This is a genomic window from Paenibacillus sp. FSL R7-0163 (assembly GCF_037969975.1).
GTDB classification, from domain to species: Bacteria; Bacillota; Bacilli; order Paenibacillales; family Paenibacillaceae; genus Paenibacillus_AQ; species Paenibacillus_AQ odorifer.
Genome location: NZ_CP150224.1, coordinates 4,321,385 through 4,342,012 on the forward strand (window position 1 = coordinate 4,321,385; position 20,628 = coordinate 4,342,012).

General features: G+C 43.1%; 15 protein-coding genes. 4 read left to right on the forward strand and 11 right to left on the reverse strand.

The genetic code is table 11. The annotated features are described in order from the left end of the window. Positions 1-47 precede the first annotated feature (47 nt). The 6 genes from NST45_RS19215 to NST45_RS19240 all read right to left on the reverse strand — a co-directional run bounded on the left by NST45_RS19215 (position 48) and on the right by NST45_RS19240 (position 7,958). A complete protein-coding gene (locus tag NST45_RS19215; RefSeq protein WP_143760523.1) occupies positions 48-1,010 on the reverse strand; it encodes an alpha/beta fold hydrolase in 963 nt (320 codons plus the stop codon). A gap of 1,526 nt (positions 1,011-2,536) precedes the next feature. Further along, on the reverse strand, positions 2,537-3,568 hold the full coding sequence (locus tag NST45_RS19220) for a glycoside hydrolase family 130 protein (protein ID WP_036675546.1): 1,032 nt from the start codon (positions 3,566-3,568) through the stop codon (positions 2,537-2,539). 76 nt (positions 3,569-3,644) lie between these two features. Beyond that, positions 3,645-4,478 carry a carbohydrate ABC transporter permease gene (locus NST45_RS19225; protein WP_036675551.1) on the reverse strand — a complete coding sequence of 278 codons (834 nt, stop codon included), beginning with the start codon at positions 4,476-4,478 and terminating at the stop codon, positions 3,645-3,647. A 3-nt stretch (positions 4,479-4,481) separates the two neighbouring features. After that, the gene (locus tag NST45_RS19230) at positions 4,482-5,363 is read right to left on the reverse strand and encodes a sugar ABC transporter permease (RefSeq protein WP_036675555.1); all 882 of its coding nucleotides are present in this window, start codon (positions 5,361-5,363) and stop codon (positions 4,482-4,484) included. A 128-nt stretch (positions 5,364-5,491) separates the two neighbouring features. Then, a complete protein-coding gene (locus tag NST45_RS19235) occupies positions 5,492-6,859 on the reverse strand; it encodes an extracellular solute-binding protein (RefSeq protein WP_036675558.1) in 1,368 nt (455 codons plus the stop codon). Between the two features lie 319 nt (positions 6,860-7,178). After that, positions 7,179-7,958: a response regulator gene (locus tag NST45_RS19240; RefSeq protein ID WP_036675560.1), complete on the reverse strand. Its 780-nt coding sequence runs from the start codon at positions 7,956-7,958 to the stop codon at positions 7,179-7,181. Positions 7,959-8,254: 296 nt separating this feature from the next. On the opposite strand from NST45_RS19240, the gene NST45_RS19245 reads away from it, so the two are divergent. The 4 genes from NST45_RS19245 to NST45_RS19260 all read left to right on the forward strand — a co-directional run bounded on the left by NST45_RS19245 (position 8,255) and on the right by NST45_RS19260 (position 12,998). Beyond that, complete coding sequence (locus NST45_RS19245) at positions 8,255-9,205, forward strand: 1,4-beta-xylanase (RefSeq protein WP_076224448.1); 951 nt, start codon at positions 8,255-8,257, stop codon at positions 9,203-9,205. A 21-nt stretch (positions 9,206-9,226) separates the two neighbouring features. Then, positions 9,227-10,441 (forward strand): AGE family epimerase/isomerase, encoded by a 1,215-nt coding sequence (locus NST45_RS19250; RefSeq protein ID WP_076224450.1) that lies wholly within the window; start codon positions 9,227-9,229, stop codon positions 10,439-10,441. After that, the gene (locus tag NST45_RS19255; RefSeq protein ID WP_076224452.1) at positions 10,441-11,613 is read left to right on the forward strand and encodes a glycosidase; all 1,173 of its coding nucleotides are present in this window, start codon (positions 10,441-10,443) and stop codon (positions 11,611-11,613) included. The genes NST45_RS19250 and NST45_RS19255 overlap by 1 nt, the downstream gene beginning before the upstream one ends. 482 nt (positions 11,614-12,095) lie before the next feature. After that, a complete protein-coding gene (locus NST45_RS19260) occupies positions 12,096-12,998 on the forward strand; it encodes a manganese catalase family protein (RefSeq protein ID WP_036675571.1) in 903 nt (300 codons plus the stop codon). Positions 12,999-13,060: 62 nt separating this feature from the next. Here the strand turns inward: NST45_RS19260 and NST45_RS19265 are convergent, their stop codons facing one another. The 5 genes from NST45_RS19265 to NST45_RS19285 all read right to left on the reverse strand — a co-directional run bounded on the left by NST45_RS19265 (position 13,061) and on the right by NST45_RS19285 (position 20,372). Then, on the reverse strand, positions 13,061-13,621 hold the full coding sequence (locus tag NST45_RS19265) for a GNAT family protein (protein WP_326047055.1): 561 nt from the start codon (positions 13,619-13,621) through the stop codon (positions 13,061-13,063). Positions 13,622-13,692: 71 nt separating this feature from the next. Continuing rightward, positions 13,693-14,757, reverse strand: coding sequence for a LacI family DNA-binding transcriptional regulator (locus NST45_RS19270; RefSeq protein ID WP_076126305.1), 1,065 nt, complete (start codon positions 14,755-14,757; stop codon positions 13,693-13,695). Positions 14,758-14,802: 45 nt separating this feature from the next. Further along, the gene (locus tag NST45_RS19275) at positions 14,803-16,113 is read right to left on the reverse strand and encodes an ABC transporter substrate-binding protein (protein WP_326047056.1); all 1,311 of its coding nucleotides are present in this window, start codon (positions 16,111-16,113) and stop codon (positions 14,803-14,805) included. A 22-nt stretch (positions 16,114-16,135) separates the two neighbouring features. Continuing rightward, complete coding sequence (locus NST45_RS19280; RefSeq protein WP_339823537.1) at positions 16,136-18,016, reverse strand: sensor histidine kinase; 1,881 nt, start codon at positions 18,014-18,016, stop codon at positions 16,136-16,138. A 169-nt stretch (positions 18,017-18,185) separates the two neighbouring features. Next, positions 18,186-20,372, reverse strand: a complete 2,187-nt coding sequence (locus NST45_RS19285; protein ID WP_248547696.1) for a methyl-accepting chemotaxis protein — start codon at positions 20,370-20,372, stop codon at positions 18,186-18,188. Positions 20,373-20,628 lie beyond the last annotated feature (256 nt).

Consider the following 20,628-nt stretch of genomic DNA (forward strand, 5'->3'; position numbering starts at 1 on the left):
CAATTGTTCACCACCGTTGTCTTCAGTTATGCCTGCTGGCTTATCTCTTACAAGGTCATGAACAATTCCAACGCCCGATCGGCAAGATATGGTAAATACTCATGACCGTACTCATAATAAACCATAAGCTCTTTGGACGCTAGTATTTTATTGTATGCGGCAAATTGAGTTGAAGGTGGACAAATCGTATCGGATAACCCGGTAACCCACAGTACTTTAGCCTGAATTCTTTCCGCAAGATTCTGAATATCGATATAGCCGAGCCTATTAAAAATCTCATCCTCACGCAAATGATGGGGATCAAAAAACCGGAAATAATAGTTGATCTCCTCATAAGCTGAGGTGGTAATATCCAGTTCCCAAGCACGTTTATAATCTGAAAGGAAGGGATACACAGGCAAGGCTATTTTTAAGCGAGGCTCTAATGCTGCACAAGCGACAGTCAGCGCTCCACCTTGAGATAGTCCAAAGGCACCTACACGCTCAGGATCAACTTCATCCATAGACATCAGAACTCGGGCAGTCTGTGCCGTATCCAAAAACACATTGCGATAATAAAGGTTATCTGGATTAGGATCATCAATCCCTCGAATGATATGTCCACGTATCGTGGTGCCCTTTACGGTAAGATTATCTTCGGAGAGGCCGCCCTGTCCGCGACAATCCATCGCCAGGACGCTAATCCCGTGGGCAGCATAAGCCACCTTCTCCATCCAATCCCCGCTGTCACAGGAGTACCCATGGAACATCACTACACCGGGGCCTCTTTTATGTACGTTTTTCTTCGGTCTTACATATTTGCAATGGATTCTTGCACCGCCAACTCCGGTAAAATACAAATGGAAACACTCCGCAAGCTCACTGACAAACTCCGCCGGCTCCAGTTCATAATCCAGTCGCTGTGCATCCAGATCACGCAATGCCCGCTCCCAAAATTGCTCGAAATCATCCGGCTTTGGACTACTTCCGTTATATTCCTTTAACTGTGACAAATTCATGTCGCTTCCCAAAATATTGTTCCTCCTTAAGTTATGTAACGATATTGTTCGCTTGCTGTTCGTAACCGCGAAGCATCGTTACAGTTACTAGGCTAGATAGAAACGGAAAACCCCATATGGGTTTTCCGTTGATGTATGGATATCTACGAGGGGGTAGTTGCGATGGGATAGTGAGATGGGATAGTGAGATGGGATAGTGGGATGGGTTAGTTGCGTTTTCTGCGACTGAATAGTTTAATTGCAGCTCTGAGCTGGATAGTTGCACTTTGTGCAGCTATATTTCAGCTGAATATGTGTGTTTTCCTCTTAGTTGCACTTTGTACAACTAAAAAACAGTAAAAGGAGCTTTTGGAGGTTACTTGGCTGATATAGTTGCACGAAGTGCAATTATATCGCCTAGTAACCAAAGAAATGTTAGTTTAAGTGCACAGAGTGCAACTATTTAGTCCTAGAGTAACTAAGCAACAGAGTAGCAGAATCACCAACAGATCCACATTCACCACTCACTCGCTGCTTGCCTATTACCTTCACAACTAATCATATTCTACGTGCCTATAACCTTCTTTTTACCTCTACAACCCCTCACATTCCACTTATCCGCTATCTTCTTATTACTTCTACAACTAATCATATTCCACGTACCAACTACCTTCTTATTACCTCTACAACTACTCACATTCCACTTATCCGCTATCTTCTTATTACCTCCACAACTAATCACACTCCACGTACCTACTCCTTCTTATTACCTCTACAACCACTCACATTCCACTTATCCGCTATCTTCCTCTTACCTCCACAACACCCACATTTTCCACCTTGCCCATTAACTTCTTTATAATCGGCACAGTAACAGCTTCTGGCTGGATAGTTGCACTTTGTGCAGCTATTACAGCTGAATATGTGTGTTTTCTCTCTTAGTTGCACTTTGTACAGCTAAAAAACGGCAAAAGGAGCTTTTGGAGGTTACTTGGCTGATATAGTTGCACGAAGTGCAATTATATCGCCTAGTAACCAAAGAAATGTTAGTTTAAGTGCACAAAGTGCAACTATTTACGTCAGAGCCATAGAGTTGCACTTTGTGCAGCTATTACAGCGGAATATGTCTTTTTCCCCTTTTAGTTGCACTTTGTACAACTAAAAAACATTAAAAGGAGCTTTTGAAGGTTACTTGGCTGATACAGTTGCACAAAGTGCAACTATATCACCTAGTAACCAAGGAAATGTTAGTTTAAGTGCACAAAGTGCAACCATTTACGTTAGAGCCATTGAGTAGCAAAGCCATGGAGTAACCAAGCCACAGAGTGACTAAGCAACGATCGCCAACAGAGCCGAATTCCCCCCTCACCTGCTACTTATCTATTACAAGCAATATTGAGTTGTTCTGTTGCACATTCTGCAACAGAACGGAGGCCGCACATGGCAACCTCCGCACTGAGCACACTTAACAACACCAATCCCAACACTTCTTTCGAACTCTACGCTACGCAATTCTCCGGACAAGCAAGCTCCCTGCAAATATAGGTCATTAAGTCCAATTAGATTTTGCCTAAACCTGCATCATCGCCAACCTCTTCATGAGTTTCGATGACATAGTTGACGATTTCATTAACCGTTGTATAAGCAACGCCTACATAAGTATCAGCAGCGCCATAATAAATGGCGATACGGCCGGTTTCTGCATCATGCAGTGTGGCACATGGGAACAGGACGTTATTCACAAAACCTCTTTCCTCATACCATTCTTCTGGCGTTAATACAAAGTTTTTCGAGCGATATTTTACTTTCGAGGGCTCATTGATATCCAAAATAACCGCCCCCATGCTATACACAAGACCGTTGCAGGTTCCAGTTACGCCATGGTAGAACATCAACCAGCCTTCAGTAGTTTCAATCGGCGCTGGTCCGCCACCAATTTTGACACTTTGCCACCAGCCTTGACCACCCTTGGTCATTACATGGCGGTGTTTTCCCCAATATACGAAGTCAGGGCTCTCACTAAGGAACACATCACCAAATGGCGTATGGCCACTGTCACTTGGACGGGACAACATCACGAAGTTATTGTTGATTTTTCTAGGGAACAGTACGCCGTTCCGGTTGAATGGCAGGAATGGGTTTTCCAAGCTGATAAATGTTTTGAAATCTTGTGTTTTAGCTACACCAATAGCTGCGCCGTAGAAATCTGTACACCAGATAATATAAAATGTATCTTCAACCTTCACCAGACGTGGATCGTAAGCATAACGCGGCTGATAAGGATTACCTTCTTCATCTATAAATCGGATCGGCTCATCATCGATTTTCCAATCCAAACCATCCACACTATGTCCCATACGCAGATGCGGACGAGTCGTGTTATCTTCTACACGAAATACACCAATAAAACTGCCTTCATACGCAGCAACCGCACTATTGAAAATACGGGCTACACCTTTTGCAGGATTTCTTTTGATAACCGGGTTATCATTATGTCTCCAAATCGGATTCTCGTAGCCAGCAGGCTTTTCTTGCCAAGGCATGTTCGGGATGTTAATTGCACTTGCTCCAACCAATTTTACTTCACTCATTAGTTTTCCCTCCAAATGTATGCAACTTTTCAGTATGCTATTTTATCTAGTACTGTTATTAAATTTACTGTTGAGCTCACTTTACAGAACCTTGCGAAAAACCATTGTAGATATATTTTTGCAAGGCGGTAAACACAACCAATGTAGGTATAATTGCGATCATAATCGCCGCACATATTACTTCCCACTGCGATCCATATGGACCTTTAAACTTAAAGAGTGCTGTGGAGATCGTTTGCAGATCTGTTTTCGGCATATAAAGGAAAGGGGTGTAAAAATCGTTATAAATATTAACACCCTTCACGATCACTACAGTTACAATCGCCGGCTTCAACAATGGCAAAATAATTCTCCAATAAATCGTCCAATACGAAGCTCCGTCCAGCATCGCGGATTCATCTAGTGACTCGGAGATCGAATCCAAAAACTGCATGAAGATATAAACAGCGATAATATCCGTGCCCAAGTACATAACGATTGGCGCCCATCTGGTATTAAATAATCCCAAGTGATTGATGATTTGGAAAGTAGCCACTTGTGTAGTTACGCCTGGAATCAGGGTAGCAATCAGGAACATACTAATTAGGATCTTACTGCCTTTAAATTTGAAGCGCGATAAAATATAAGCCATCATCGAACCCGTCAACGTGGCACCCGCAATAGAAATCACAACGATAATGACAGTATTTTTAAAACCGAGCAGCATTTTCCCGTCTACAAAAGCCTTTGTGTAGTTGGAGAAATTCAACCAATTCTCTGGCAGCGTTAACGGTCCGGTAGAAGCATATTCCGTTCCGGTCTTTAATGAAGCGAAAAACACGACCACGATAGGTATCAAAGCTACAAGTGCTCCCAAAATCAAGGTGAGATATTTGAATATACTAGCAGTGGTATATTTTACAGAATGCATAGTTTATTTCTCCTCCTTGATCAGAACGCGCTGCAAAATAGTAACTATGATAACAATACCCAGCAATACCACGGCCATCGCCGATGCCAAACCAACCTTGCTGTATTTGAAAGCTACATCGACCGTCTGAATAACGAATGTACTACTTCCGTTTGATCCGCCTGTCATGACGTATGGAATTTCGAATACCCCAATGGCGCCACTAACCGCAAGAATCAAGTTCAATTGCAGAATACGTTTAATGCTTGGCAAAATAATATGCATAAACTGATGCCATCTGTTTGCACCGTCAATTTCAGCGGCCTCATAGATATCCTTACCGATAGAAGAAATAGCTCCAAGAAAAATCAGGAAGTTCATTCCCATGTATCTCCACAGTGATGCACCTGCGAGCGAGAAGTTAATCAAATTAGGATTCAGTAGCCACTTCTGCTGCAGACTGCCAAGCCCAATCAGATTAAGAATCGTATCTAGCGTTCCATCTGGTTTGAAGAAGAAGAGAAAGATAAAACCGATCGCTACACCGTTTAGCAAGGTCGGGAAGAACAAAATCCCTTTAAACAAGTTTTTCATGCGAACACTAAAGCTTAAGATGGTTGCAAAATACAAAGCAAGTGCCATCTGAATAAAAGTGGTAAAGAAATAATACAAGCTGACCTTAAACACAGAAAAATACTCAGGTTTTGTAAAAATGGTCTTGTAGTTTTCTAAACCGACATATTCCATATTTTTGCTCAATCCATTCCAACTGGTGAAGCTGTACCGAAACATACTAATGACTGGATAATAAGCGAATGTGAGCAGCAATAATATCGGCACTAATGAGAATAAGATGATGATAGCGATTCTTTGATTTTTATAACTCAAATTTGAAAACTTAAACACCCGATACACCTCCAGAAAAAGCATCCTCATTTATTTAAGACTCGTTTAAATGTGAAGGGGGAAATGCTTGTTAGCATATCCCCTCCCACATTCACTACCGCCTATAGCATCTAAGAAGCTTATAGTTGTTACTGTGCTGTGACTTTAGCGCGAGCGGCTTTCCACTTGTCGTTCAGGTCTTTCATGATGTCATCATAGGATTCTTTTCTGTTGCCAATCGCTGCTTCAATAATCCGTTTCTTGAAGTCTGGCTGCCAAGCACCGATCTCAGCTTGTTTGTCGATTTCATCAGACCAGCCTTCTTCACCAGCTTTAGCAGGAGCAAGAGTATCAAAGGTTACATCTGTACCTTCATATTGTTTCAGGATTTCTGGAAGCTCTGCACCGATAGCCGGGCTCATACCGCCGCCTTCAGTTGTAGGGTAATTAGATTCGTTGATGAACCAATCCACCCAAGCTCTAGCAGCTTCTTTGTTCTTACTGTGAATGCTGACACCCAGATTGTAGTCACCAGCAAGCGGCACAAGGATTTTATCCGCATTGGTTGGGAAAGGCATAAATCCAACATCGTCTGGATTTGTAGCCAGGCCTTTGATTTGGCCAATCGCCCAAGATCCAAGCACCATAGTCCCAATTTTTCCGTTGGCTAGATCAGCTTTGGAAGATTCCCAGTCTGTTGTAGTTGGATCTTCTTCAATCAAACCTTTTTGTGCTGCATCGTACAGAATTTTGTACAATTCATAGTGTGGTTGACCCGCTACATAGTTGTCGTCGCTAGCCACTTGAGCAATGTTCACATAATCACGGTCACCAGCTACTGTAGCCAGATCCGCTTCCCATTGTGTCAATGTCCAGCCTGCTGCGTAATTTGTGTAAAGAGGAACAGCTTGTGTTTTGTCTTTAATAGTCTGCAGAGCATTCAAGAATTGTTCAGGGGTTTTGGGAACCTCTGTAATTCCGGCATCTTTGAAGACTTGTTTGTTATAGATAATGCCGTTAAAGTTGATGGTCATCGGAATACCATAGGCAACTCCGTCTACTGCACGTTCTTCCAGCCCTGTGTATTGTTTGCTCATTTCTTCAAGCTTGCCAAGGGGTTCGAAGAAATCAGGAATATCTTTTACAGCTATGCTAGTAGGTAACAAAAGAACGTCGCCATAATCACTAGTGCTCATACGAATTTTAATTTGGTCTTCGTAAGTAGCGAGCGCTTCAAAGTTCACCTTTACATCAGGATATTTCTCATTGAATTTAGCCGCATACTCTTTGAATACGGTATCAACAATATCTGTTCTTTGCGTTATGACTGTGATATCCCCTTTGATATCCTTAGCTGCTGTACCATCAGCTGGAGCAGTTGCCTCTGCTGAAGAACCATTGTTTCCTGTGTTTTTAGCAGCTTCATTGTTAGTGTTGTTGTTTGAGGAACAACCGCTAAACAATCCCGCCACAAGTGTTAGTGCCATCAAGCCCATCATTGTTTTGCCTTTTTTCATGCTGTTACGACCCCTCTCTTCAATTCAACTCTAGTTTTAGGTAAATAACAAATATAATAACTTTTATCATCACTTATAACTTGAAAGAGTAGTCATTAATACCGGATTATCTGAATTACTCTTAAAAATAAGTGATGATATCGCTTACAAACCCATTATAAATCTATTTTCGACGCAAAACGATGGTTTCAATTGCTTTTTCTGGTCTTGTATTTGTTATTTTTGTTTTACTTATAATAATTTTGTTATCTAATTTATAAAAATATCTACAAAAAAAGAGAGCTTTTCGCCCTCCTAATAAATAGCTTCCTATATATGCCTAAAACTCTCGTTCAATTTTCGGGAATTTACAGCCGCTTTTATAATCCTTAGGTGTCATACCACACATTTTCTTGAACAATTTATTAAAATATACCGGATCGCTATAACCCACCTTCTCGGCAATTTCATAATTCTTCAGGTCAGGATGCTCCATTAGCAGTTCCTTAGCTTTAGAAATTCTAATCCGAATCAGATAGTCTGTGATCGTCTGCCCCGTCTTTAATTTGAACAAACGGCTAAGATAACTCGCATTCATACCCACCATCTCCGCTAGGCGTTCTAGCTCGAAGTTCTGATCATACTCTCTCTCCAGAATGCTTTTTGTCTGCTCAACTACATAATGTTCCCCACCATCCGCAGCTTGTGAGAAAATCTCCTCATGCTCCGTCACGTTCTTTTTCTTTACATCCTCTACTCTCTTAAGCAGCTCATATAGCTGAGTCTTATCAATCGGTTTAAGCAAATAATCCATCACCCCATGGCGGATCGCTCGACGGGCATATTCAAATTCACTAAAACCGCTAAGGACAGCAATAGGTATATCCTCCATATGGTCTCTAACCTGTTCAATCAGCTTAAAACCATCCATTCTAGGCATTTTGATATCTGTAATAAGCAGATCTATATCCTCTCGGGATAACTTTTCTAAATGTTCCCAGGCTTCCAACCCGTTTCCATAAGATCCAATTACATGTACGTCTATTTCCATTCTGGATGTGATTTTTTCGAGCCCCCTGCGAATGACTTCCTCGTCGTCCGCAATCATAACATTTATCATTTAAGTAATTCCCTCCAGTTGTATCCGCCAGTTATTATGATTGCGCTATCATCACGAATAGTATCTCCCCATGCATTACGTCAATGTACGATTGCGCCCTTTTATAGTCTTATATTTACTATAACTAAAGTTATTCAAATTTCCCAGCTCCAACTACAAATTGTCCTTGAAATCATCTACGAAAAAGTATATAACTAAATTAAGTTGTTATTATAAACTAACAAAACAATAATAACTATCTAACAAAATTAAGTTTGCTAATTTATCTATTTCCATTTGTAAAGTGAGGATCCTCGATGATGTTAAACAACGAATACATTGCAGGCGTAACCTGGGGTTTCTCAGGTAGACGTGGTTCATGGACAACAAAAGAAGCTGAGTGTTCGCTGGAATTAATGTCCTCTGTCACCGGAGCGAACTGGACGGCCATTGCGCTCAGTGCGCTTCAAGCTACCGCTCATTCTACGGAAATTCCCTACTGGGAGGCTCCAACCGTTAGCGACGAAGAAGTGAAATGGGCTATCAGCAAAGCGAAGTCACTCCAGCTAAAAGTATGCCTGAAGCCGATTGTTAATTGTGCTGACGGAACTTGGCGTGCCCATATTAACTTTTTTGATAAGGATGTCCCTTGCGAGCCTAAATGGTCTGAGTGGTTCAGCTCTTATACTAAATTTATTCTGCACTATGCCGCTATCGCTGAGGAAACAGGCTGTGAAATGTTCTGTATTGGCTGTGAGCTTGTACAGACGGATAGACGCGAAGCCGAATGGCGTTCGCTTATTGCCGAGGTGCGGAAGGTCTACTCAGGTATTCTTACTTATAATTGCGATAAGTATCAGGAGGATAACGTAACCTGGTGGGATGCGCTCGATGTGATTTCTTCAAGTGGGTATTATCCAGCTAGTGATTGGGAGGCTCAGCTCGACCGGATTGAGCAAGTGGTGAGCTCAAAGAATAAGCCGTTCTTTTTCATGGAAGCGGGTTGCCCAAGCCGGAGCGGGAGCGCTGCGATTCCCAATGATTGGACCTTAAAGGGCGAACCAAGTCAAGAAGAACAAAGTAAATTCTATCAGGCAATGTTTCAAGGCTGTGAGCACAGAGATTGGGTTCAGGGCTTTATGCTCTGGGATTGGCCTACTCATCTTTATCCAATTGAAGAAGCAGCACAGAATGATGATTACTGTATGTACGGTAAGCAAGCCGCTGGGATCATCAACGAATATTTCACCTCAAAAATCACCAAATAATGTGAGGAGTGACTGATTACAATGATTAATTCACCAGAATTATGGTTGACCCAACTTGAGGATGAGCTGCAGGATAATATTCTTAGTTTTTGGATGAAACAGACGAAGGACGAAGTAAACGGCGGTTTTGTAGGTGAGATCGACAATCAGCTGAACATTACTCCTAACGCAGAGAAAAGCCTTGTGCTTAATGCCCGGATCCTTTGGTCCTTTGCGAGCGCTTACCGGATCTACGGTAAACCGGAATATCTGGCGATGGCAGAACGTGCTTATACCTATCTGATGGAACACTTCATTGATAAAGAGTATGGCGGATTATACTGGATGGTGGATGCTGAGGGCAGACCTTCTCAAGAGAAAAAGCAGATCTATGGCCAATCCTTTGCTATCTACGGACTGGCTGAATTCTACCATGCGACCGGACGTCCAGAAGTCTTAGAGGATGCGATTCAATTATTCCAGCTCGTTGAGAAATACGGCTATGATTCTATTTATAAAGGTTATGTCGAAGCTTTATCACGGGAATGGCAAATCACTGATAACCTCAGTCTCAGCAGCAAGGATATGAATGAAAAAAAATCTATGAATACCCATCTGCATGTTCTGGAAGCGTATACCGGTCTCTATCGAGTATGGAAGTCGGAGGAGCTAAAGAGCACGCTAACCGAGCTTATCGAAACGATGCTGGATCATATCATTGATCAGAAAGGCCAGCATTTTCATCTTTTCTTAGATGAGGCATGGAATGTGAAATCAGATATTATCTCCTACGGACATGACATCGAAGGAAGCTGGCTGCTGGTGGAAGCTGCTGAAACCCTTGGAGAAGAGCAGCTGCTGCAGCGTGTGCGAACAGTCGCTGTCTCCATGGCAGAAGCCGTTCTTGCGGAAGGTATAGATAGCGATGGTGGGATATGGAATGAAGCTGACCCAAGCGGGCTGCTGAGCAAAGATAAAGATTGGTGGCCGCAAGCTGAGGCGGTTGTTGGATTCTATAATGCTTATCAGCTGACTGGTGACAGCAAATTTAATAAGGCTGCCCAAGCCTCCTGGACTTTTATCGATAAATACATGGTGGATCACAAGCTCGGTGAATGGTACTGGGGCGTGGACGAGAACCTTCAGCCCCTGCCTCACGGATCAAAGGTTAGCGCCTGGAAATGTCCTTATCATAACAGCAGAGCCTGCTTCGAAATGATCGCACGACTGAAATCAACTATAAAGGAGACTGTCTAATGTCATCATTATTCCAAGAACGCAAACAACAATTAACAGAACGTTATGAAGCCCTGATCGCCCGCAAGAACGAAAAGCTTCCTTATGGAAACGGCATTTATGACCGTTATGCTCATCCACTGCTAACTGCTGAGCATGCGCCCTTAATCTGGCGTTATGATTTTAACCCAGACACCAACCCTTATTTTGCCGAAAGAATTGGCGTCAACGGCGTCTTCAACCCGGGTGCTATAGCACTGAACGGCAAATTCTATCTTGTTGCTCGCGTTGAAGGCAATGACCGCAAATCTTTTTTCGCTGTAGCAGAAAGCGACAATGGCGTAGACGGCTTCCGCTTCTGGGATCATCCAGTTGTGCTGCCTGAGACAGAAGTTCCTGATATCAACGTCTACGACATGCGCCTCGTAAGCCATGAAGATGGCTGGATCTACGGCCTCTTCTGTACAGAACGCAAAGATCCAGAAGCTCCACATGGTGACCTTTCTAGCGCAGTAGCACAGTGTGGTATTGTTCGCACCAAAGATCTGAAAACCTGGGAACGTCTGGCGGATCTCAAAACAGGCTCTGCTCAGCAGCGTAATGTCGTGCTCCACCCTGAATTTGTAGATGGAAAATACGCCTTCTACACTCGCCCACAAGATGGCTTTATCGATGCAGGTTCCGGTGGCGGTATCGGCTGGGGACTCTCGGATACAATTGAAGATGCCGTAATTACTAGTGAGACCATCATGGATGAACGCCACTACCATACCATCAAGGAAGTTAAAAACGGCCAAGGTCCGGCTCCAATCAAAACTGCAAAAGGCTGGCTGCATATTGCTCATGGTGTACGCAACACAGCTGCTGGACTCCGATACGTACTATATGCTTTCTTGTCTGATCTGGATGAGCCAAACAAAGTCACTCATTCACCTGGCGGTCATTTCATCGCACCAGATGGTGAAGAACGTGTCGGCGATGTCTCCAATGTCGTGTTCTGTAATGGCGTGATTGCACGTGATAACGGTGAAATCTATATTTACTACGCTTCCTCCGACACTCGTATCCACGTGGCTACAACTACCGTTGACCAAATGTTAGATTATGTGCTGAACACTCCAGAGGATCCACTTCGCTCTTACGCTTGTGTACAGCAACGTATTGCTCTTATTGACCGTAATTTAGCATTGTAAATAAGGTTTCATAAACCCTAGAAATCAACAGAGCAGCGATTCTCCTATTATTGGAGGATCGCTGCTCTGCGTTTTAATCATTCACTGTTTGCTTCAAGCGAATATCAATCATCTAAAGTATCTTAAGGACTCAGATGACGCTATTCACATATATTTAGCCTTTAAAGTATGTTTTCGGACTCCAACGACGCTATTCCCTGAAAAGAGGTCCATTTGGGGCGTTTTCTAGGACGATAACTGCTCTGGAGTCCGTTAGTATTGCAAATATCGGATAATACTGCATATAGGGTCAGCTGTGTCCGTTAGCAGGTTACTATGCGTATTTGATTGCGTATTTGATAGTATTTGCAGTTTGCCTTTTCGACACAAAAAGCCATTTACATGACGCACATCCATACTTTTCAACCCATTCATGAGTAATTCCTATAGATTAAGCTCAAAATAGCTCAGTAACCCCTAACCTCAAGGAGGCTGAGATATTAATGTTCAAACGTATGGATGAAATCATGATCGAGATTCCTGAAGTTGAGAAGCCCGATCCCAATGCTGCTGCCGCTGTTCAGGAATTGCTTGGCGGAAAGTTCGGAGAAATGTCGACCCTTAACAATTACCTCTTTCAATCCTTTAATTTCCGTTCAAAAGACAAACTGAAGCCCTTTTATGATTTGGTGATGAGCATAACAGCGGAAGAGCTTGGCCACGTCGAGCTGGTTTCTCATGCCATCAACAAATGTCTTCGAGGGTCAACAAGTTATAAAGAGCCCGATTCCACCCCTCTAGGGTCCGCAAAAGATGCGCGTCTATCCTATCACTTTCTGGCTGGTGCACAAGGGGCTATGCCTTTTGATTCAACGGGGAACCCGTGGACCGGAGCAAACGTATTTAATAGCGGCAACCTAGTGGAAGATCTGCTACATAACTTCTTCCTCGAATGCGGAGCCAGAACACATAAAATGAAGGTCTACGAAATGACAGACCATCCAGCTGCACGCGCTGTAGTCGGATTCCTTTTAGTCCGTGGTGGTGTCCACGTGGTCGCTTATGCCAAAGCAATCGAAGTGGCAACAGGTGTTAATGTAACTAAGCTCGTGCCGATTCCTTCGTTAAATAATAAATCATTCAGTGAAGCAAAAAAATATGAAGAAAAAGGCGTGCACACCAAGCTATACACCTGGAGTGAAAGTGACTTCGGCGCCATCGATCAGATTTGGAAGGGAACCCACCCGGAGGATAATCTTCCGCTTGAAGTCATTCAGGGAGCCCCTAAAGGTTTTCCGATCCCCGTTGCTCCGGCAGTCGAAGAGGAATTCGCTCCAGGAATCTCCCCCGAAGACTTTAAAGAAATTGCCAAACGCCTCAAAATGGCTGGAAATATTACAGACTAATATTCATAGTGAATCTGGTGAGGAAGTTACTTACAATCTTCCTTACCGTAGATTCACTTTTTTTAATTGTACAAACTGCGGAACTCCTCCTCAAGCATGGACATCAGAATCATGTTATGAAACTCTCCGTCTACATAAAGAGCATCCCGCTCCACACCATCGCGTTGAAAACCAAGCTTCTCATAGACATGAACGGCTCTGGGGTTAAAAGTATATACGCCGAGATGGATGCGGTGCAGCTTCAAAGTTTCAAAGCCATATCGTAGCATTTGAGTCATAGCTTCAGTACCGTAACCCTTACCCCGATGTTCATGTCCACAAATGCCGATCCGGATATTTGCACTACGATTGTCCGGATCTATTTCATTTAGTACCACTTCTCCAATGAGCTCACCCGTGTCCTTTACTATAATCATAAGATCTACACGATCCTCGGCTGGAACACTAATCTTACGAATCCAAGCTGCCGTTTGCTCACGAGAGAAATCTCCTTGCGAACCTGTTAATTGCCCCATCTCAACATCAAGCAAAAAATTATAATAAGCCTCCAGATCGGATGCTTGCACACCACGTAGTTGAATCTGTTCGCCATCAATCTTTGGGATGGCAACTGGTTCTGTCATAACTAAATTCCCCCTTACTCAAGCAAAACTAGATTCCATGGCTTTTATATACTTTTTAAATCAACAAAGTTCTAGTCTCGCGGCTTATCCACGGAATCACGATGAACAATGTCCGCTGCGATAAGGATTTTCTCAAGCGGTGCAGAAGGATTATGAATACGGCTCAGAAGTTTCTCCACTGCGGCTCGGCCCATCGCTTCTTTAGGAACATGAACAGTTGTAAGCGGTGGAACGCCTCTTAAGGCATCCTCAATATTATCAAAGCCAGTAACCGAGATATCCTCCGGAATATTAAACCCTTCTTCCTTGAGGATGTCACTGACCGAAAGGGCTGTGGAGTCGTTAGCGCAAACCAAGGCTGTCGGGAGTGTTTTGGCTTTTTTACGCTTATTCACCCAGTTTTTAAAATCCTCCTGAAATAAGTCTTCCTCCACCCCTTCCAGAAAAAGATTCGCATCATCTTCCAAAGGCAGTCTTATTCCGCTCTCCTCCAGCGCACTCCGGAAGCCAATCCACCGGTCGCGGAAACTGCGTGAGAATCCAATATTGCCGATAAAATGCATTTGGGTATGGCCTGTGCCCATCAAATGATTCGTAAGTCGAGCCATAGAATCCACATTATTCGCAAACACAGTATCACTTGGAATTAGCGGATCTTCATGGTCAATCAACACCATCGGCAAACCAATACGGTGTACCTCAAGCAGCAAGGAAGTAGAGATTTGGCCCACACCTATCAAACCAAGGATTCCATTGGGATTCAAGATATTAACGAAATTATCCGCACGGTTCTCGGAGATAATGACCATCCCAAGCCCTTCCTGATCCAGCGCAATCGCAATACCATCCACAATTTTTCCCCAATACAAGGAATCCTGCGTCTGAGAACGAATATTCGGCATTAACACCAGCACGGATTGCTTATTCCGATCCCCGCCACCTACCGGAGGCGTGCGTTTTATACCTTGGACAAAAGCATTTTTTTGCGTAAAATAACCCAGCTGCGATGCCGCTTGAATCACTCGTTCTCTTGTCGTCTCATTAACGCCGCCTTTACCCGAAAGTGACTTGGAGACAACGAATTTGGATACGCCGAGATGATCAGCGATTTTTTGCATGGTAACCTTTTTAGCCATATATAACCCTCCAGAGAATGTCATCAAATTTATGTAGTACTAACTTTAAGGCTGAGAAGTTTGTGGCGCTCCTGCCCGCGCTTCCTTCCATTTTGCATTTAATTCGTCAAAAGCCTTTTGTAAATCAGGCGCAGCCAGTAACTCCTGAATATAATCCCCGGACCAAAAGGACATTTTGGCTCTATTCGCCAGCTCGATGAACGCATCACTTTGTACAGTAGCATCGAGTAGCTTAGGCTTATAAGATAAAAACTCACGATACTGCGACATAGAGGGATTCAAGCTTCCATCTGCCGGAAGAAATCCCCAATCATCTCGATAGGAAGTCTCCTTCACAAAAAAATTCAACCACGCCATAGCAAGCTCTTTGTTCTTGGTATATTTACTAACCCCCATGAACCAATCTGGATTGATCGGCGCATAATGAGCACTGCTATTATCATACGGAAACGGGAAGAATCCAATATCATCCGGGGCAGCCCCCACATCAAGGACTTGTCCAATCGTCCAATTTCCCAGTAAATACATCCCTGCTTGACCTTTAGCTAGCTTAGTCTTCGATATCTCCCAATTGTTCGAGAATAGTTCATCTTCAACATAGCCTTTACCAATTAAGGTTCGAGCAATGGAAATTGATTTCCCCCACTCATTATCAAGCTGCCACGGGCTATCCTCATTTACCATATTATTTAGATACTCTGGATTACCTGTCATATAGTTAACCAAACTGTTTCCCCATTCACGTAAAGGCCAGACGGCTCCATAATTCATATATAGGGGGATAATGCCCGCTTGTTTTAATTTCGCACAAGCTTCGTAGAATTCATCCAGCGTCTTAGGAACAGTAGCTATTCCTGCTTTTTCGAATGCCTTTTTATTATAGACAATCCCAACCGTAGTAGTCCCCGTGGACAGCCCATATCGTTTCCCGTTATACGTAGCAAAAGAGGTGAACCTCTCACTAGCGGCGGTTTCTTCATCTAGCGGCTCGAAAAAATAATCCAGCTCCTTTGACGGAAGATTCACCGGAAGCAACAGTACATCACCGGCATCTTTCGTGGATAGCCGTACCAGAATATCCGTTGCATAATTGGACAAGCCTTCAAATTCCACATTGGCTTCGGGGTATCTCTGTTTAAATTGGTCCGCGTATCCTTGAAAAGTTCCGTTCTCAATCAGATCTATTCGATTGGTCATCATGACTATGGTGCCGGACAAGTCAGACTTCACCTCGTCTCCAACTGGAGGCGGAGTGGATTCCGTCTGCTTATTGTTATTGGCACAGCTACTACTCAATAACACTAAGAGAAGTAACAGTATGGTCCGCATAGTCCATTCTAATTTCAACCCCTTCAACGGACAGCCCCCTCTTATTTCGTTACTCAGGTAAGCTAATTAATTCCTGCTCCAGTAATGGCAGCGACAAAATAACATCGGTCCCTCGTCCAAGCTCACTATATACCTGGATCCCAAATGCCGCTCCATAATGAAGACGCACTCGCTGCTGTACATTTTTCATGCCTATCCCCCCGTTAATGCTTTTCTTAGGAGGGCTTTCGTTCTGCAGCCCATCATTCAATTTCTCCAAAGTCTTCTCATCCATTCCGATCCCGTCGTCTTTAATATGAAACAACAGCATTTGCTCTGTAATCTCGCAGCGGATGCTTAAATGCATTTGCGGCTTATTATCATCTAAGCCATGGTAAGCTGCATTCTCAATGATAGGCTGGAAGACCAGCTTGATAATAGAGTAATTATCTAACGACTTCGGCACATCGATATCCAGTAAAAAACGGTTAGGATAACGATAGTTCAGCAGCTCGACGTAATTACGCACATACCCAAGCTCTTGCTTCAATGTCGTATTACCACTCAGATCACTTGTACTGTACCGTAGCAGTTTGCCCAGAATAGAGATCATATCCGCAGCTTCGACATCATCATTCAGCTCGGCGGTCATTCGGATGGACTCCAGTGTGTTATAGATAAAATGAGGATTGATTTGACTCTGCAGCGCATGAAGCTCTGCTTCCTTTTTCTGTTCTTCTATGCGGTAAATATCCTGAATTAGCTGCCTGATTCGGGCTAACATACGATTAAATTGATGCCCTAGCAGACCAATTTCGTCACGCCGTTTAACTCTGAACATCACATCCAGATCGCCGCCCTGAACTTTTTTCATCAATTGAATCATTTGAGTCAGCGATTTAGTAAGGGCAACGGAAAGAATAATCGAAATAATTAACGCCAGTACTATGATACTTAATGTAGCAGCAAGTGTTGTATTACGGGTCAGCTTCACATCACGCATCAGTACATCAACAGGAATAGAGATAATTACCTTCCAATTGGTTTTGGTAGAGCCAGAGTAAATATTCAACCGCTCTTTTCCGTTGACTGTATCATAAAAGCTTCCAGAAATGCCTCCAACTCTTTTGAACAAGTCTGAATCAGAAATATCTGTGGCCAGCAGCTTCTTGTCGCTGTCGTAGATGACCATTCCCTTCTCATCCACAATCAACGACTTCCCATGGGTGACTTTATCCAGCTCCGTAACTTGATTCTCCAAATTGCTAATATTCGCTTCAACCGCAATCAGCCCGATTGGATTTAACAAGCCATCCACGATTTTGCGAACAACGGTAAAAGCATGTCGGGTGCTCTGCAGATTACTTGTATACGCTTGAGTACCGAACAATAATGCTTCTCCGCTGGAATCCTTAGTCTGCTGGCTCCAGTATTTATAGCTTTGCTCGAGATCAAGTCGTACGCCACCATCCTTCGCAGAATAATAACCATTTCCGTAAGCGTCAAAAATATAAACCGAGTTCGCACCTCGCTTAATATTGTTAATAAACGAAATGTTGCCCTCTATCCCCCGTTGAATGGACAACAGAAGATCAAAATCACCGGGCGACAAAGCAGCACTCCCAGTTGCGCCTCCCATAATCTTTTTCTGCTCATGGTAGTTGTTCGAACGTATTAAATTCTGTTTGATATCATTCACATAGGCGGGCATAGATGAAATACGCTTCATATCTTCGATATAATCGTCTACTCCATCCATCATTTGATCGATTAATTTCTCAGAATAAGCAATGGTGTTCCCCTGAATAGATTCTGAGTAGCTCTTGAAGGTAAATACACTGATGAAGGATAGCGGGAGGGTAATGATAATTAAAAAGACGAGGAGCAGCTTGCGTTCCATGCTCATGTCCCCGATAACGGACCACCAGCCAGAGATGCGTCTACCTTTCATTTGGTCCTTCTCCTTAATACTTTTTACCTAACTTGTTATTAAATTATAACAAATACCTAACAAAGTTATTATACGGTGTAGTTCTTCATTACACAACAACAAACCGCCTCTTCATGTTGAAGAAGCGGTTTTGTTAGGTAAACAATTTAGAAATTAGTGATGAATCCACTCATTTTATAGTGAATAATGACAGCTTGTCCTTCAATTGACCTGAAGCACTTTCCAGCTTGCCAGATAATGAAACGAGTTGATCACTTACATTTTGCTGTTCATTACTGAGTGAAGCTACTTCTTGGGAAGTTGCTGAAGATTGCTCAGCTACAGCGCTAACGTTCCCCATAGCCTCTGACAACACACCTTGCGAATGATTCAGACTGCTGATCGCTGTCGTCACCGATTCCAGGCTTGTTATGAATTCATCCATCTGTCCTTTTACGGACAGGAAGATATCACTTGTACTCTTCACGGAGCTTACTTGTTCTTTAAACAGTGGTGCTACTTCGGATAATACAGCTTCCGTTTCGTTCATTTCCGCCATGATCTTATCCGTAATTCCAGCAACAAGGGCAATAGATTGTTTCGATTGGTCAGCAAGCTGCCGCACTTCACCCGCAACTACCATGAAGCCCTTACCAGCTTCTCCTGCACGAGCGGCTTCTATTGTTGCATTTAACGATAAGATATTCGTCTGTTGTGTGATACTCTTCATCACATCCAACACCTTAATTACGGAGAATACTGTCTCCTTCAGGTGGTTGACACGTTCGACAAGTGCACTTGTTTTTTCTCCAGTGCGGCTAGTCTGATCCAGCAGGTCAGTTAATTGCTTAGCGCCTTGAGCACTAGCTTCACCAACCCCACGTGCTGCTTCATCCATCTCAGTGTTGGCATATATTACAGTCTGCATTTGCGTAGCAATCACATCTGTTAGCTCATTACCTCGTTCAGCTTCAAGCGCCAGACTGCCTGCCCCACCGGCAATTTCTTCCGTGGCGGCTGCGATTTCCTTCGCAGAAATAGCTGTCTTCCGTGAGGCTTCACCAAGCTCACCAGCGGTCTCCAGCACATCCCGAGCGGTTTCTGTCGTTTGCGATACAAGCTCAGTAATACGCTCCATCATCACGTTAAAGGAAGCTGATAGCTGGCCAATTTCATCTTTAGAAACATATTCTGTACGTACACTTAGATCACCACCTGCACCTTGTACCATAAGATCCTTCAAGCGTGCTAGAGGGCGAGCAATCATACGCACCATCCAGATCCCGATTACTATGGCTAGCAGAGCCGCACCAGCAGCCGCAATAAAAGTAGTCAACAGAATCGGACGTGCTTCTTTTACTAGCTCATCTGTTGGGACTACTCCTGCCAACTTCCAATCCGCCCGGATCATTGGATTAAAGACAGCAAGGATTTCTTTCCCGTTTGTATCCTTCTCATCCAAGCTTTTGTTATCCTTTTTACTTGCCTGAATAAAAGCGAACTCTGAAGGTTTACCATCGTCTTTTGAATCCGAAGAAGCTACTACGGTTCCATCAGGAGTGACAAGTTGAATTCGAGAGCCATCTCCCAGCTGTACACTTGCGAATGATTCCTCCAGCAATGTATTCTTCAACACAAGGATGACTATGTATCCTGTACCTGAGCCCAGGGTTTTGAGAGATCTTGCCATAGCAATATTTTTGTCTCCATCACCTTGAACAGCTGTCGAGAACCATATGTTCTTGGCTGCATCACCATCACCTTTAGAATAGTAGGATTCATAAGATGCAGTGTTGTCGACAATCTTCTTATACCATTCTTGTTCTCTTATGTTATCTAACTTAATGCCGCCACTGCCACTTGTAACAATGTCTTGATCAGGCGACTCCGGGATCAAAGAAACACTAAGAATATTAGAATCCGTTGTAATCTGACTGGACAACTTTTTACTTACTGCGCTTGTAGCTTCAAATTTCTCATAGGAAGATTGTGCAGTCACTAAAGACTTCAAATCTTCTTGCATCTGCGCATCAAAATAAAGCTGTAAAGCCAAGTTCTCGTACTGCTTCAAAGTAATATCTAACTTCTCTGAGGTCTGAATAATAGTCTGACGGTAGGCTTCCGATACGTTGTTCTTAATTGTCTTCTTGGCTTTTGAATAAGATAGCAGTCCAAGTGCCATTACCACAATTACAATTGCACACAAAAATATCAGGAATATCTTCACGCCAACAGATTCCATAGGATTAACTCTTTTGATCTGTCCCCGCAAATCTATCCCATTCTTCAAATTAAACTTAGGTGTCTTAACTGCCCCTTCAATCTTGCTTGTTTCCTTGTTTCCTGTGATCGCCGATTTCTTATTCTTTTTATTCATGCTAAACCTTCTCTCATTATGCTTTTCACTAATACTATCTTGATCAGGATCCCCCATCTTGATCACCTACCCGCTAATATTAGAATACGCATGAAAGCGTTAACCAATATATATATCGGCGTATTAGGTCTTTTTCCTTAGCTTTACGAGACTTTTTTTACAACTTTTAACCTATGTATGTTTAAACATAATAAATAGCTTGCTGCACCTCCTCTCTTGGAGATATTTGTTAATCCCTAATATATATAACTTATTG